At 53.9% G+C, this 15205-nt stretch carries 11 protein-coding genes; 9 read left to right on the plus strand and 2 right to left on the minus strand.

The window, feature by feature from the left end; all coding sequences use genetic code 11:
* Nucleotides 1-2: 2 nt before the first annotated feature.
* The 4 genes from AC2TF6_RS07750 to AC2TF6_RS07765 all read left to right on the plus strand — a co-directional run bounded on the left by AC2TF6_RS07750 (nucleotide 3) and on the right by AC2TF6_RS07765 (nucleotide 6689).
* A complete protein-coding gene (locus AC2TF6_RS07750; protein ID WP_491310558.1) occupies nucleotides 3-935 on the plus strand; it encodes a peptidase U32 family protein in 933 nt (310 codons plus the stop codon).
* Nucleotides 936-952: 17 nt separating this feature from the next.
* Nucleotides 953-2233, plus strand: a complete 1281-nt coding sequence (locus tag AC2TF6_RS07755) for a peptidase U32 family protein (protein WP_491311609.1) — start codon at nucleotides 953-955, stop codon at nucleotides 2231-2233.
* Between the two features lie 214 nt (nucleotides 2234-2447).
* Nucleotides 2448-4598 (plus strand): methyl-accepting chemotaxis protein, encoded by a 2151-nt coding sequence (locus AC2TF6_RS07760; protein WP_491310559.1) that lies wholly within the window; start codon nucleotides 2448-2450, stop codon nucleotides 4596-4598.
* A gap of 135 nt (nucleotides 4599-4733) precedes the next feature.
* The gene (locus tag AC2TF6_RS07765; protein WP_491310560.1) at nucleotides 4734-6689 is read left to right on the plus strand and encodes a peptidoglycan D,D-transpeptidase FtsI family protein; all 1956 of its coding nucleotides are present in this window, start codon (nucleotides 4734-4736) and stop codon (nucleotides 6687-6689) included.
* Here the strand turns inward: AC2TF6_RS07765 and AC2TF6_RS07770 are convergent.
* Complete coding sequence (locus AC2TF6_RS07770) at nucleotides 6677-7981, minus strand: ATP-binding protein (protein ID WP_491310561.1); 1305 nt, start codon at nucleotides 7979-7981, stop codon at nucleotides 6677-6679. The two genes, AC2TF6_RS07765 and AC2TF6_RS07770, sit on opposite strands and share 13 nt — an antisense overlap.
* Before the next feature lie 292 nt (nucleotides 7982-8273).
* Between AC2TF6_RS07770 and AC2TF6_RS07775 the strand changes: the two genes are divergently transcribed.
* Nucleotides 8274-9098 carry a lipoate--protein ligase family protein gene (locus tag AC2TF6_RS07775; RefSeq protein WP_491310562.1) on the plus strand — a complete coding sequence of 275 codons (825 nt, stop codon included), beginning with the start codon at nucleotides 8274-8276 and terminating at the stop codon, nucleotides 9096-9098.
* A 92-nt stretch (nucleotides 9099-9190) separates the two neighbouring features.
* Here AC2TF6_RS07775 and AC2TF6_RS07780 read toward each other — a convergent pair whose 3' ends face one another.
* On the minus strand, nucleotides 9191-9919 hold the full coding sequence (locus AC2TF6_RS07780; protein WP_491310563.1) for an alpha/beta hydrolase: 729 nt from the start codon (nucleotides 9917-9919) through the stop codon (nucleotides 9191-9193).
* Between the two features lie 227 nt (nucleotides 9920-10146).
* Here AC2TF6_RS07780 and pdhA point away from each other — a divergent pair, with 227 nt between their 5' ends.
* The 4 genes from pdhA (at nucleotide 10147) to lpdA (ending at nucleotide 15135) form a co-directional block, all read left to right on the plus strand.
* Nucleotides 10147-11214, plus strand: coding sequence for a pyruvate dehydrogenase (acetyl-transferring) E1 component subunit alpha (pdhA, locus tag AC2TF6_RS07785; RefSeq protein ID WP_009673331.1), 1068 nt, complete (start codon nucleotides 10147-10149; stop codon nucleotides 11212-11214).
* Nucleotides 11215-11345: 131 nt separating this feature from the next.
* On the plus strand, nucleotides 11346-12326 hold the full coding sequence (locus AC2TF6_RS07790; RefSeq protein ID WP_009673352.1) for an alpha-ketoacid dehydrogenase subunit beta: 981 nt from the start codon (nucleotides 11346-11348) through the stop codon (nucleotides 12324-12326).
* A 51-nt stretch (nucleotides 12327-12377) separates the two neighbouring features.
* Nucleotides 12378-13715 (plus strand): dihydrolipoamide acetyltransferase family protein, encoded by a 1338-nt coding sequence (locus AC2TF6_RS07795; RefSeq protein WP_491310564.1) that lies wholly within the window; start codon nucleotides 12378-12380, stop codon nucleotides 13713-13715.
* A 4-nt stretch (nucleotides 13716-13719) separates the two neighbouring features.
* On the plus strand, nucleotides 13720-15135 hold the full coding sequence (lpdA, locus tag AC2TF6_RS07800) for a dihydrolipoyl dehydrogenase (RefSeq protein ID WP_218228264.1): 1416 nt from the start codon (nucleotides 13720-13722) through the stop codon (nucleotides 15133-15135).
* Nucleotides 15136-15205: the final 70 nt, after the last annotated feature.

Consider the following 15205-nt stretch of genomic DNA (forward strand, 5'->3'; position numbering starts at 1 on the left):
GGTTGATTCCAAAACCCGAGCTGCTTATAACGGCAGGAACAGTAGAGGAAGCGAAGCGATTCATACAAGCCGGGGCGGACGCCGTACTGATCGGCGAAGCGGCATTCGGCATGCGCCTTCCGGGCGATGTGACGATTCAAGATCTGGAGGAACTGGTTCCTTACGTTCATGCAAAAGGCGCTAAAGTCTATGCGGCTGTAAACAATGTTTTCGATAACGAAGCGCTGCCTGAAGTTGAGAAATATCTTGCGGCCATCTCCGCTATCGGTGTGGACGGAGCCGTATATGGAGATCCCGCCATACTGCGGATGGTGAACAAAGCGGAATTCAAGCTCCCGCTTCACTGGAATGCGGAAATGACGACGACGAACTACGCTACAGCGAATTACTGGGCGTCCCGCGGGGCCGTGCGTGCGGTTCTGGCCAGGGAACTGAACCTTGAGGAAACGCTTGAATTCAAGCGTCACGCCAAGCTGGAAGTCCAAGTCCAAGTGCACGGGCTGACGAATATTTACCATTCCCGCCGGAGCCTGGTCGCCAATTACGTGGAGCATCTGGGGAAAGATGCCAACAATGTCGACCGCTCCATGGATAACGGGCTTTTTCTGATTGAGCAGGAACGTCAGGAGGAGCGGTATCCGATTTATGAAGACAGCAACGGCACCCACGTGATGAGCTCCGACGATATTTGCATGCTGGAAGATCTTCATGAGCTGCTCAAAGGGAACATAGACAGCCTTAAGATTGAAGGGCTGCTGAAATCCGCCGAATATAACGAAACCGTGGTAAGGGCATACCGTCAAGTGATTGATGCCTATTGTGCGGATCCGGATTCTTACAAATTCAACGACGAAATGCTGGAGCCTATCCGACGCCTGCAAGATCCGGGCAGGGAATTGTCTTTCGGCTTTTTCTACAAAGAACAAGTATATTGAGGTGAACCACCATGAGTATGGCCGCAGCTGTTAACGAGCGTGCGCGCGGCAGACGCGTTCGTCTGGACAAGCCGGAACTGCTTGCCCCGGCGGGAAGTCTGGAGAAGCTTAAGTTTGCCGTACATTACGGGGCCGATGCCGTGTATATCGGCGGCCAGAAGTACGGTCTGCGCTCCAACGCCGACAATTTTACTTTCGAAGAGATGCGCGAAGGCGTCGAATTCGCTAACCGTTACGGCGCCAAAGTTTTTGTGGCGACGAATATTTATGCCCACAATGAAGATATCGAGGGAATTGAAGAGTATTTGAAAGAACTGCAGGAAGCCGGCATTTCGGCTATCATCGCCGCCGACCCGATTATTATGGACACCGCCAGACGCGTGGCTCCCAAGCTTGAGGTGCATCTGAGCACCCAGCAGTCGGTTATGAACTGGCAGACGGTGCAGTTCTGGAAAGAAGAAGGCATCGAGCGGGTAGTTCTCGCCCGGGAAGTGAGCATGGGCGATATTGACGAGATCAAACGGCATGTCGATATTGAGATCGAAGCGTTTATTCACGGTGCGATGTGCAGCTCCTATTCCGGACGCTGCGTGCTGTCCAATCATTTTACGGACCGCGACTCCAACCGGGGAGGGTGCTGCCAGTCCTGCCGCTGGAAGTACGATCTGTACGCGAAGGGAGCTCCTCTGTCCGATCCGCTTGCGCCCGATTTTCCCCTTTACGGTGAAGAGGAAGATGCGTTTATGATGAGCGCCAAGGATTTATGCATGATCGAGCATATTCCCGATATGATCGAGTCCGGCGTGGACAGTTTCAAAATCGAAGGCAGAATGAAAAGCATCCATTACGTAGCGACGGTTGTGAATGCCTATCGCCAAGCCATCGACAGCTATTTTGAAAATCCGGCAGCCTATGAGGTCAAAGCGCTCTGGCGCGACGAGATCAATAAAGCGGCTAACCGTCCGCTGAATACCGGATTTTTCTACGAAGCGCCCGGTCCCGAAGATCATATTTTCGGACCGGAGGACAAGGCGGCGAGCTACGATTTCGTCGGCGTAGTCATGGAGTATGACGAGAAGACGGGAACCGCCGTCATCCAGCAGCGCAATTACTTCAAACCGGGTACGGAAGTGGAATTTTTCGGTCCGGGGGGCACGCACTTCAAGCAGCGGGTGGATGTCATTCGCGACGAGGAAGGCGCCGAGCTCGATGCGGCTCGTCATCCTCTGCAGCTTATCCGCATTCAAACCGAGCAGCCGGTTAAACCGCTGGATATGATGCGCAAGCGTACCCGTTAATGGATTTTAATACCGACTGGCTTAAGCCGGGCGGTATTTTTTTTTATTTCTAGGTCTGTGTAATCAAAAAAAGATATTTTGATAGGAAAAATGGCACAAATCGAAGAGGAAAAACACAAATCGTCGTCGAACATTAAAACAAAAGTAGAAAATACTGGGGATATTAAGTTTTTGCGTAAGACTTTCTTCCTAAAAAAAGTGGATGGTGGTGCCCATGAACAAAAAACTCACTCAGACAGCAACCCAGTTAAGAGAGCGTTTTCAAAAGAAACAAGCTCCGTCAGGGGGCGCTCCGAAGCCGGGAGGATCGGGAGGCGGTTTTATTTCTTCCTCTATGGGATTGAGCAACCCGGCAAAATCCGTAGGCATGAAATTGTTTCTTATTTTTATCGTCAGTATTTTATTTTTTGTTCTGACCGTGGGGATCACCTCGTACCAGCTTTCGAAAAGCGTCGTGCGCGGCAAAGTGAGCGAAGCGTCGAAGCAGACCATGATTCAGGCGAGCCAGAAGCTCGATCTTCTTTTCGGCGGCTTTGAAGATTTAACGATGCAGATGATGCTCGACGCCGATTTGCAGCGCCTGCTTGATACACGCAACGAGGTTAAAGAAGGTACATACGAGCAGCTCGAAGTCACTCGTAAAATTACGGAAAAAGTGAATTCCTATTTATTTTCCAACAAATCGATCAAAAGCATGACGCTGTTAAAAACAGACGGTCATATGATCAACTCCAACGGAGCTTCCTTGAACGCTACGACGGAAGAAATTACAAAAACGGACTGGTTCCAGGCCGTTTCCAAAACCAGCGGGCAGGCGCTGTGGTTGGACACGAAACCGAAAGGTTATTTCAGCGGAGAACCGAGTGTCGCCATGGGCCGCTACCTGAATTCGACGAGCACTTCCACGCCGATCGCGATGCTTCTGATGGAAATTCCTACGTCGATCCTGGAAAAAGAGATTGGACTTATCCAGCTCGGCGATGACAGCACGATGTACATTTCGGATGCGTCCAACAAACTGATTTATGCGAAAGATCAGGAGCTTCTTGCAAAACCGTCTCCGGTTACGATCAGTGAGGAGAAGCAGAAGACGGATTCCGGCGACTTCCTCTCGTCGGATAAACAGACGCAGAACGTATATTCGAAATTTGCCGGTACCGGCTGGTTCCTCGTAGGAAGCATGCCGGTCGGAGAACTGGTTAAAGACGCAAACGTAATCTTCAACCTGACGCTGGTAATTGCCCTTGTGGCGGCCGTTATCGCCGCTTTGATCGGTATTTTCGTGGCGAGAATGATCGGCAGGCCGCTGGCCGGATTGGCCGGACTTATGAAGCAGGGCGCCCAAGGCAACCTGAAGGTCCGGGCAAATCTTAAGAGTCGGGACGAAATCGGCATGCTCGGAGAAAACTTCGACATGATGATGGAGCAGATTACGACGCTGGTCCGCCAGACGAACGAATCCGCCCAGGAAGTGCTGAACACGGCCTCCGAAGTCGCGAACGCCTCCAAGATTACGGCAACTTCCGCCAAGGAAATCGCGGTAGCAACCGACGAGATCTCGGGAGGAGCCGCAGGGCTCGCTTCCGAGTCCGAACGCGGGAACGAGCTGACGCATCATATCGGCGAGAAAATGAAACAGGTGATGTCCGCTAACCTGGAGATGGGAACGGCAGCCTCCGGCGTCCGAAGCTCGGGCGAACAGGGCACGAAGTACATGGAAGAGCTGATGGACAAAACCGGCCAGACGGAAGTGATGACCCGTTCCATGGTGGAGAAGGTCGACAACCTGAAAGAGAGCACCCGGTCCATCCGCAAAATATTGGAGATGCTGCACAATCTGACGAAGCAGACGAATATCCTCTCTCTTAACGCAACGATCGAGGCTGCGAGAGCCGGAACGGCAGGCAAAGGATTTATGGTGGTCGCCGATGAAATCCGCAAACTGGCGGATCAATCCAAGCAGTCCATCGACGTTGTGGCCCAGATTACGGAAACGATTCAGCGCGAAATCGACGAAACCGTCCACGTGCTTCATCAAGCTTACCCGCTCTTCAATCAGCAAATCGGTGCCGTGAAAGAAGCGGACGGGATTTTTGCCCAGGTCCAGAATCACATGAGCCAATTTATCGAACGGTTGAACGCGGTGACGGAATCGATAAGCGAGCTCGATCAGTCGCAAGCCGTCTTGTCCGACGCGATGACGAATGTGAGTGCCGTGGCGGAGGAATCCCTGGCGACATCCGAGGAAGTTGCGTCCCTCAGCTCCGAGCAGCTCAGCATTAGCCAGAATCTGGTGAAGCTGTCCGACAGATTGGAGAACCTCTCGAATTCCCTGAAAGACACGCTGTCCAAGTTTACATTGTGATCCCACAGAACGCCTCGTTTCCGTATAGCCGGAAGCGGGCGTTTTTCTTTTTTCCGTGCCCGAATGGAAGGTTTGGGCGCATTCCCCCTTGTCTATACTGGAATCAAAAGAAGTGGACACGGGAGCGGTGAATGTATGGGCAAAGAATTACCCGGTACTGCCGGAAAAGAAAAGACAGATGCCCGGGCGGGGATCTCGCTTGAGGGGAGTGGCACCGACGGTGGTAACGGCATCAATAGCATCCAAACGGACCCGCGCCGCAAACTTCTGCTGCTGCTCGGGTTGACCGGTATTCTGGCGCTCCTGGCCGCGCGGTTATTTTGGATCCAGGTGCTGAGAACCCACCGTTTTTCGTCTTATGAAGTAGACCTGGTCAAAAACTCCGTTTTGCAGCGTCAGAAAAGCATTGTGCTCGATACGGGAAGAGGAGACATATACGACCGGAATCTGAAGCCTCTGACCGGCAAAACAATCCGGACAGCCATTATTTTTCCGGTCCACCCCGATTACACGGGCTCGGCCGAACAGCTTCGGAAGGTCAGCGGAGCTTTCGGAGTGACGGCGGACGACTGGAAGGCTTTTGTAAAACAGGTGAAGGAACCGCTTTTATGGACGGGGAGCCTGACGATTCCGGACGGGGGAAAGAACGGCGGCCAATTGGCTTCTTCCAAATCCGGCGAGTCTGTAAAAGAACCGCTGGAATTAACGCCTTCCCAAATCGCTCTGCTTGAGGGGAGCGGGCTTTCTTACGTGCAGGTGACGGATTACAAAACCCGCTATCCGGATCATCCCGCCGCAGCGCAAGTGATCGGGTACATCGGGCAGAACCCGGAACGGATCTCCGGCTTGTACGCCCGCGAGCTTGCGGCCGGACATTTGACGCTTACCAGCGAGATCGGGGTATCCGGACTTGAGAAAACGTTCGAGTCCCGGCTGCGAGGCATCGGGGAACGCACTTTATCCGTGTTTACGGATGCGGGTAAACGGCCGCTGGACGCTCTAAGCGTCAGACTGATTTCGCCGGATCAGTCCCGTTATCCCCTGCAGTTGATGACTACACTGGATTCGAGCATTCTGCGGAGCATCGAAGAACGGATGACGAGACGGGGAATTACAAAAGGGGCGGTCGTCGTCCTGGATGCCGCCAATGCGGATATCGTGGCGATGGCTTCCAAACCGTCATTCCATCCGGGGGAGATCAACGCGATAGAGGGAGACTGGGCCAATCTGGGAGTCAAAGCTGCCGCGCCGGGTTCGATTTTCAAAACGGTTGTAGCCGCTGCAGCGCTTGAGAAAGGCGTTGTTAAGCCGGATGAGACTTTTGACTGCCACGGGGCATGGGGAAAATACGGGTTTACCTGCTGGAAGAAGGAAGGTCACGGAAAGCTTACGTTCGAAGAAGGATTTGCCCAATCGTGCAATATCGTTTTCGGCGAAGTGATGCGGCGTCTGGATTCGGACGAGCTGGAAACTTATGCACGGAATCTGGGGCTGCTGACTCCCGTCGGATGGAAAGGGAGCCTCACGGGAGGAGCTGCGGTCGCTCAACTCGACGGTGAGGAAGGCGGCCAGCTCTTCGGCGCACAAACGCCGAGAGACGATGAAGGAGTCCGGCTGCAGACCGCCATCGGCCAGAGGGACGTCCAAGTGACGCCCCTTCAGGCGGCGAATCTGGTCGTAACCGTCCTGCACCGGGGAAAAGCTCGCGCTCCGCGCCTCGTGAAAGAGGTCCGGTTCCGGGACGGCCTGACCCTGGACTCGTTTCCGCCCAAATTTCTTCCGGGTGCGAAGGAATTTCTCTCTCCTAGGGCAACAAGTGAACTCCTGCGGGAGATGAGACTCGTCGTGCGGAGCGGAACGGCGGGGCAGCTGAATGCGGCGAAGTGGCCGCTGGCCGGAAAGACGGGCACGGCGCAGGTACAGTCGGGACCGCATGAGACCGTTAACCAGTGGTTTATCGGCTACGGTCCCGTCGATGCTCCCCGGTATGCCGTAGCTGTCGTCATTCGCGAAGCTGCGCCGGAAGCGCCTTCAGAAGCGGTTCCGCTGGCGCGTGAGATCATGGACATGCTGGCGGATCAACCGAACTGATCCTGCGCGGAGGCGAGCTGGGGCGGTTTCGCCGCTTGGGGGAGTGTGACAAGCACGCGGGTTCCCCGGCCGGGCACGCTCGTCACCTGCACCTTTCCGCTGAAGGTTTCGATGATGCGGAACGCCACCATGACGCTGAGCCCGGTCCCCTTTTGCTTCGTGGAATAAAAAGGGGAGCCGAGGCGGGCGATTTCTTCCGCGTTCATCCCGATTCCGGTATCTTCGATGGAGATGCAGACGCTTTTCGGTTCGGGATAAGCTTCTATACGTAAGCGTCCTCCTTCCGGCATCGCTTCGATTCCGTTCCGCGACAGATTCACGAGGCATTGGATCAATTTTTCCGCGTTTGCCGTGATCCATAGAGACGGGGGAGCGTGCGTTTCCAACTGCACCTTGCTGCTGCCGGCGCACCCTTGAATGCGCTGGACCAGGCTGACTATGATACCGCTTACGGATACCGGCTCGGTTGTTTCGGCTTGAGGCTTGGCGAAGGCAAGATAGCTTGTAATAATTTGCTGGACTCGGTCCATTTCTTCGATTGCCATCGAGGTGTACATTTTTTTCTTTTCTTCGTTAACTTCCGTTTGGGATAAAATTTGCAGAAAACCTCTGGCAACCGTCATCGGATTACGGATTTCGTGCGCCACGGAAGCGGCCAATTCGCTGAGGACGTTCAGCTTTTCCGCCCGCTGCGATTCTAGGCGGCTGACTCGGCTCTCCCGGATAAATTCAGACAAATAGATGACAATGGCCATAGAAATACCGTGCAATAAAATAGAGAACGCATGAAAGGAAAAAAAATCAGGTGCAAGAGGCAGCTGGTTCTTGCGATGGAAAAAGATTTGAAAAGCCATAAACACAAAGCCTAGGCCGGCGGACAGAAGGACGGGACATATAAAAGCGGAGAACCGGCCGCCTGTCTTGTGGAATTTGATGTACAGCCCGGCAAAACAGGCGCAAATCAATAGAAAAACCGCATCTGTCGGCAGAGAGGCCGGGAAAACGAATCCGTGCAGAAGTAGAAGGCTGGCCGAAACGGCTAAAGCAGGAAGAAGACCTCCGTGCACAAAGCTGCTGACGAGGGGGATCATGAACAAGCTTTGCTTGATCCCGCTGCCGGAGCTGTAGGGAAAAGTCGCGCATGCGAGCGCAGCAAGAATGCTAACGAGCGTCATCATAGGTTTATACGATTTTTTGCTTAACGGATTGCTTTCATCGAAGAAAGGGGACACGATGACAGGTGAACACGATATCAGGACGTTAAACAATACCTCATGAAAACTGATTGACATACGGTTCGCCTACTATCTTTAGGGTTTTATAGGAAATCCGTCCCGTGTTTCAGATATGATTAGGACAGTATACCTAGGCACTATTTTCCATAATTGTTCAGCTGTGTATTACTTCGATAGAGTTATACAAATTTCCTACTTGGAAAATGCCACACCTCACATCCTGATGGAAGAAAATGAACCCGTCCTTGCGGCAGACGCCCGGTTTCCCCTACAATAAACAAATAAACGTTTAAAAGCCGTGCCGAACTGCATCAGAGGATGGACCGATAGTCAGAAGGAGAATTGCCGAATGGAATCATTGCCGTTATTACCTGAAAAGATTACGCTCCTTGACCGCTCCGGGGACCTGGAAGCGGATTTGTTGTTTCCGTTTGCCCTCGAAGAGCTGCTCATCCGCAAAGTGGGAGAAGGAGCCGACCCCATCGTTCATTTGTGGAGACACCCCCAAGGTCTGGTACTCGGTCTCCGAGACAGCCGGCTGCCTCATGCCCCCCAAGCGGCGGGCAGAATAGGCAGGGAAGGAAGGGCGGTGATTGTGCGCAATTCCGGGGGAGCAGCCGTGCCGCTGGATCCGGGAGTAGTGAATGTAACTTTGATTACACCCAAACCTGTGGGCAAAATAGATTTTCACGATGATTTCGAAACCATGTACCGCTTTCTGGGCGGTGTCCTGGCAGACTGGAATACGGGCGTCGCCAAAGGGGAAATCGCCGGCTCCTACTGCCCCGGCGATTTCGATCTGAGCGTTGGCGGCCGCAAGTTCTGCGGCATCGCCCAGCGCAGGCAGGCACGCGCGCTGTCGGTGCAGGCTTTCGTCGTCGTGGAGGGCACCGGGGCGGAGAAAGCCGCCGTGGCGCGCTCGTTTTACGACGAGGCGGGGCAGGGCGCGGCGCCGGACAGCTACCCGGACGTGGAGCCCGGGCGCATGACGAGCCTCGCCGAGTACGCGGGCGCCGGGCTCACTTCGCCCGCGTTCTGCCGTCTGACGGGCGAATGGCTCGCCCGTCAGACGCGGGTGCGTGCAGCGGATTACCGGGAATTCGCTGCGGACGAAGACATCGCGGCGATGATGCGCACGATGCGGGAGCGCTACGGCTTCAAGGCCGCGGACTAGCGCTTCGCCGACGCAAGCCGCCCGTGCACGACAAAAAACCTCCATGTCCACGTAATTTCGTGGAGATGGAGGTTTTTTTATCGTTCAGAGAGTTAGCCGAAAAATCTTTCCAAAATCGCGGGAAGCTCTTTCTGCCAGAAGCCCCACACGTGCTTACCCGGCTTTTCTTCATAGAAGAGCCGGGTATTTTTTTGTTCGAGAAGAGCTTTCGAGAGCCGGTTCGCCTCCACGAAGTCAAAGGTGCCACGCTCGGTCTTAACCTCCTCCTCGTCCAAGCCGATCAGCATGTACAGCTCCAGCCAGGAAAGATCTCCCTCGGACTGCAGGCGGCTGCGGGTCGGTTCCAAAAAAGCGCCGGACAGGGATATAACTCTCGCAAAGAGGTGAGGATAAGTTAGGGCAAGATGCAGAGAAACCGTGCCTCCGAGGGAATCTCCTGCCAAGACGCGATCGCTTTTGTCGGTGCGTACGGCGTACTTGGACTCGACGAAGGGGAGCATCTCTTCCGCGAAGAAGCGGATGTACGCCTCGTGGTTTTCCCCATCCGGCGAATATTCCGAGGTCCGGATTTTGACGTTCACGTCGACGCCTACGATAATGGCCGGCTCCCAGCCGTGGTCGAGAATGCCTGCGGTCATGGTGGTCGCTATCCGGCCGAAGTTAAAAAATTCTTCTCCGTCCTGACAGTAAATGACCGGATACGACAGAACTTCGTTATAACCCGGAGGCAGGAAAATACGCACGGATCGTGTCGAATTGAGGTGCTTGGAGCTGATTTCCTCTTTTACAATGGTTCTTTTATAGTGTCTGGAATCGGTCATAACGGGCATCCTTTCTTTACTCCTTTAAAGGAGGTTGTATTATAATAGTGTAAAGGTTTTGTTGATCTGTATTATATATATAAAACATCTGTACTATCCCGAATCGATATACGGGCGTTATTACAGCAAGTTACCTGTTGATATTCCATACGAAACAGGTTTATAATAATTAGTATAACAGAAAGTCTTTTTCATGGCATGAAAATCATAGATGAGGTGACAATCACATGAGCAAGCCGCAGTACGAAGTTAGTTCCGAGCAAGTACAGCCCTTGACCATTATCGGGCCGGACGGAACCGTGGTTAATGAAGAGAAATTGCCGAAACTTAGTGACGATCAATTAAAAGAACTTATGCGCCGCATGGTGTTCACCCGTGTTTGGGACGAACGCGCGATCAATCTGGGACGTCAAGGCCGTCTTGGCTTCTATGCGCCGGTTTCCGGACAAGAAGCTTCCATGATCGGCAGCGAATTCGCCCTGAACAAAGAAGACTTCATTTGCCCGGGCTACCGCGATATGCCGCAAATCGTATGGCACGGTCTGCCGATGTATCAGGCGTTCCTATACTCCCGCGGCCATCAGCACGGCGGCCAAGTACCTGCGGATGTGAACGTCCTGATGCCGCAAATCATCATCGGCGCTCAAATCCTGCACGCTACCGGTATCGGTATGGCGTTCAAGAAGAAAGGCGAGAAGCGCGTTGCCATTACGTACACCGGCGACGGCGGAAGCTCCGAGGGCGATTTCTACGAAGGTCTTAACTTCGGCGGAGCGTTCAAGCTTCCGGTTATTTACATGGTACAGAACAACGGTTACGCGATCACGACTCCGTTCTCCAAGCAGACCGGCGCTCAATCCATCGCCCACAAGGCGCTGGCAGCGGGTATCCGCGGCGTGCAGGTTGACGGCATGGACGTTCTGGCCGTTTACGCGGCCGTATCCGAAGCGGCCGAAATTGCCCGCAACGGCGGAGGCCCTACGCTGATCGAATCCCTTACTTACCGTTTCAAGCCGCACTCCATGGCGGACGACACGACGAAATACCGTACGAAAGACGAAGAAGGCGAATGGGCGCCTAAAGATCCGATCGTACGCTTCCGTACTTACCTGACGCAGAAGGGCCTCTGGAGCGAGGAAGAAGAAGCGAAAGTGAAAGAAGAAGCGAAAGCGACTGTAGCGGAGCAGATCAAAAAAGCCGAGCAAACCGAGAAAATGACGGTAGGCGGCCTGATCGATTCCATGTTCGAAACGACTCCGAAGCACCTGGAAGAGCAAAAAGCGCAGTTCTCCTAAGCGAGACCGCAGACGCAACCAGCAGACGGTCAGCGGCCTCTTTGGACGGCCGCCAGCCCTTTTTACACTAAATATTCCGGTCTAAGGCCGTGTTCTCTGATAGAAGAACGATATGGGAGGCAGTAGATGTCATGGCACAAATGACGATGATTCAGGCGATTCAAGACGCTATGCGCGTAGAGCTTGCAAGAGATAAGAACGTTGTGTTGTTCGGTGAAGACGTAGGCCATGTGGGCGGCGTGTTCCGTGCAACGGAAGGACTCCAGAAAGAATTCGGCGAAGATCGGGTATTCGATACTCCTCTGGCCGAATCCGCTATCGGCGGTCTGGCGGTAGGTATGGCGACTCAGGGCTTCCGTCCGATCGCTGAAATCCAGTTCGTGGGCTTCATTTATGAAGCGCTGGACCAAATGGCTGTACAGGCAGCCCGTATGCGCTACCGTTCCGGCGGCAGCTACCAGGCTCCGATCGTATTCCGTACGCCTTTCGGCGGCGGCGTTAAGGCAGCCGAGCTTCACACGGACTCCCTGGAAGGGTTGATGATCCAGACACCGGGTATTAAAGTAGTAATTCCTTCTAACCCGTACGATGCGAAAGGTCTTATGATCGCGGCGATCCGCGACAACGATCCGGTATTCTTCATGGAACACCTGAACTTGTACCGTTCTTTCCGCCAGGAAGTTCCGGAAGGCGAGTACACGGTAGAGCTGGGCAAAGCGAACGTCGTTCGCGAAGGTTCCGACGCTACGATCATCACTTACGGCGCCATGGTTCACACTTCCCTGAAAGCTGCGGAAGAGATCGAGAAAACCCGTGGCGTGAAAGTGGAAGTCATCGACGTCCGTACGCTGATGCCTTTGGACATCGACACAATTGTCGAATCCATCAAGAAAACCAACCGTGCCATTGTGGTGCAGGAAGCACAGAAAACGTCCGGTGCTGCTGCTGAAATTATCGCACAAATCAACGAGAAGGCTATTCTGCATCTGGAAGCGCCGGTTCTCCGCGTTGCCGCTCCGGATACGGTTTATCCGTTTGCCCAAATCGAAGATCAGTGGCTTCCGACACCTGCCCGCATTATCGACGGGCTGAACCAAGTGCTGGATTTCTAATCCTGCCCGCGGCTCCACGATTTTACTACTCAATATAGGAGGTTGTTCTTCTTGGCACGTTTTGAATATAAGTTCCCGGAACTTGGCGAAGGCATTCATGAAGGCGAGATTGTCAAAGTCAATGTTAAAGCGGGCGACAAGGTTGATGACGATACGATTCTGATGGAAGTTCAGAACGACAAAGCGGTCGTGGAAGTTCCTTGCCCGGTTAACGGCCAGATTCAGGAAGTGCTGATCAAGGAAGGCCAGGTTTGCCACGTCGGCGAAGTGGTCATGATCATCGACGCGGAAGGCGAGATTCCGGAATCGGAAACCTCCGCTGCGGCTCCTTCACCGGAAGCGGCTGCACCGGCTCCTTCCAACGCGCCTTCGACTGAGCTTCCTAAGAAGGAAGACCAAGGCGCTCCGACAGCTCCGGCTTCGGAAGAAACGAAGAAATCCGAAGGCGGCAAGCCGTCGGCTGCCCCTAAAGACATTCTGGCCACTCCTAGCGTCCGCAAGTTTGCGCGCGAGAAGGGCATCAACATCGCGGAAGTGTCCGGCACAGGCAAGAACGGCCGCATTACCCGCGAAGACATCGAAGGCTTCGTTTCCGGCGGCGGCGCATCCGCGGCACAGGCCGATCAGCCTGCTCAGGAGAAAGCGGCTCCTTCCAAAGCGGCCTCCGCACCTGCGGTACAAGGCGAGCTGGAAGAAGAACGCATTCCATTCAAAGGCATCCGTAAAGTGATCGCCAATGCCATGGTTAAATCCAAGCATACGGCTCCTCACGTGACGCTGATGGACGAAGTCGACGTAACACAGCTCGTAGCGCTCCGTACCAAAGCGAAGCCGCTTGCCGAGAAGAAAGGCGTTAAGCTTACTTACCTGCCGTTCATCGTTAAAGCGCTCGTAGCGGCCTGCCGCCAGTTCCCGGTAATGAACGCCATGATCGACGAAGAGAAGCAGGAAATCGTGTACAAGAAATACTATAACGTAGGTATCGCGACGGATACGGACAACGGTCTTCTTGTACCTGTCATTCACCATGCGGACCGTCAAAATGTCTGGATGATTGCGGATTCCATCCGTGATCTGGCCACACGCGGCCGCGACGGCAAACTGACTCCGCACGAAATGAAAGGCAGCACGATTACGATCACCAACATCGGTTCCGCCGGCGGCATGTTCTTCACTCCGGTCATCAACTATCCGGAAGTTGCCATTCTCGGCACCGGCCGTATTTCGGAGAAACCTGTCGTGAAGAACGGTGAAATCGTCATTGCACCGGTAATGGCTCTGTCTCTCAGCTTCGACCACCGTCTTGTTGACGGCGCAACAGCTCAAAATTTCATGAACTATATCAAGCAGCTGCTTAATGATCCCGAGCTGCTCGTGATGGAGGTATAAAGCGATGGTAGTAGGAGATGCTTCTTTAGATATTGACGTTCTGGTAATTGGTGCGGGTCCCGGCGGCTATGTGGCTGCCATCCGCGCTGCACAGCTTGGCAAAAGCGTTCTGATCGTGGATAAATCCGAGTGGGGCGGCGTCTGCCTGAACCGCGGCTGTATCCCTTCCAAGGCTCTTATTTCCGCGGCGCACCAGTACGAAGCGGCCCAGCATTCCGAAGTGATGGGAGTAAGCGTGGAGAACGTTAAGCTGGATTACGCGAAAACCCAAGAGTGGAAAGCTTCCGTTGTGAAAAAGCTGACCAGCGGCGTTGCCGGTCTGCTCAAAGGCAACAAAGTGCAAATGTTCCAGGGCGAAGTCATGTTCATCAACGAAAACGAAGCACGTGTTTTCAATGAGCAGGAAGCTCCGCGTTACCGTTTCAAGCATTGCATCATCGCGACAGGTTCCCGTCCGATCGAGCTGAAGCCGTTCCCGTTCGGCGGACGTATTCTTTCCTCGACCGAAGCTCTGGAATTGAAAGAAATTCCGAAAAGCATGGTCGTGATCGGCGGCGGATACATCGGTATCGAGCTGGGTCAAACCTTCGCGAAATTCGGTACGAAAGTAACGGTACTTGAAGGTTCCGATACGGTTCTTCCGGGCTTCGAGAAAGAAATGACCCGCCTGGTTGCCAAAAACCTGAGCAAGCTGAACGTGGAAGTGTTCACGGAAGCTCTTGCTCAAAGCTCCGAGCAAACCGAGAACGACGTAACGGTAACGTTCACGGTCAAAGGCGAAGAGAAAAAAGTAACGGCCGACTACGTGCTCGTAACTGTCGGACGTCGTCCGAACACGGACGGCGAGCTTGGCCTCGACCTGATCAACGTGAAATTGACCGACCGCGGTCTCATTGAAGTTGACGAGCAGGGCCGCACGAGCATTCCGCACATCTTCGCTATCGGCGATATCGTTCCAGGCCTGGCTCTGGCGCACAAAGCTTCTTACGAAGGTAAAGTGGCGGCGGAAGCTATTGCCGGACAGCCTAGCGTTGTCGATTACAAGGCCATCCCGGCCGTTGTATTCTCCGATCCGGAAATCGCTTCGGTAGGCCTTAACGAAACCGAAGCCAAAGAGAAAGGCATGAACGTTTCCGTAGGCAAGTTCCCTTATGCCGCTAACGGCCGTGCTCTTTCCCTGAACGCGACCGAAGGTTTCGTTAAAATCGTAGCGAACAAGGACACCGGTCTTGTTGTCGGTTCCCAGATCGTAGGACCTGAAGCATCGAACCTGATTGCCGAAATCGGTCTGGCGATCGAAATGGGAGCTACGCTCGAAGATATCGCGCTTACGATCCATGCTCACCCGACGCTTGGCGAGATCGTAGCTGAAGCCGCCGAAGGCGCGCTTGGCCACCCGATCCATATGCTGGGCAAATAATTTCCATTATTTCTTCTTAAAATAGACACAATTAGACATGCGCCGGAGATAATTCTCTGACGCATGTCTT

The sequence above is a fragment of the Paenibacillus sp. JNUCC 35 genome (genome assembly GCF_058269095.1).

Excerpts from the sequence above, each read along its gene's own strand:
- AC2TF6_RS07755 (WP_491311609.1), top strand. The coding sequence starts at position 953 with ATGGCCGCAGCTGTTAACGAGCGTGCGCGCGGCAGACGCGTTCGTCTG.
- AC2TF6_RS07760 (WP_491310559.1), top strand. The coding sequence starts at position 2,448 with ATGAACAAAAAACTCACTCAGACAGCAACCCAGTTAAGAGAGCGTTTT.
- AC2TF6_RS07765 (WP_491310560.1), top strand. The coding sequence starts at position 4,734 with ATGGGCAAAGAATTACCCGGTACTGCCGGAAAAGAAAAGACAGATGCC.
- AC2TF6_RS07770 (WP_491310561.1), bottom strand. The coding sequence starts at position 7,981 with ATGTCAATCAGTTTTCATGAGGTATTGTTTAACGTCCTGATATCGTGT.
- AC2TF6_RS07775 (WP_491310562.1), top strand. The coding sequence starts at position 8,274 with ATGGAATCATTGCCGTTATTACCTGAAAAGATTACGCTCCTTGACCGC.
- AC2TF6_RS07780 (WP_491310563.1), bottom strand. The coding sequence starts at position 9,919 with ATGACCGATTCCAGACACTATAAAAGAACCATTGTAAAAGAGGAAATC.
- pdhA (WP_009673331.1), top strand. The coding sequence starts at position 10,147 with ATGAGCAAGCCGCAGTACGAAGTTAGTTCCGAGCAAGTACAGCCCTTG.
- AC2TF6_RS07790 (WP_009673352.1), top strand. The coding sequence starts at position 11,346 with ATGGCACAAATGACGATGATTCAGGCGATTCAAGACGCTATGCGCGTA.
- lpdA (WP_218228264.1), top strand. The coding sequence starts at position 13,720 with ATGGTAGTAGGAGATGCTTCTTTAGATATTGACGTTCTGGTAATTGGT.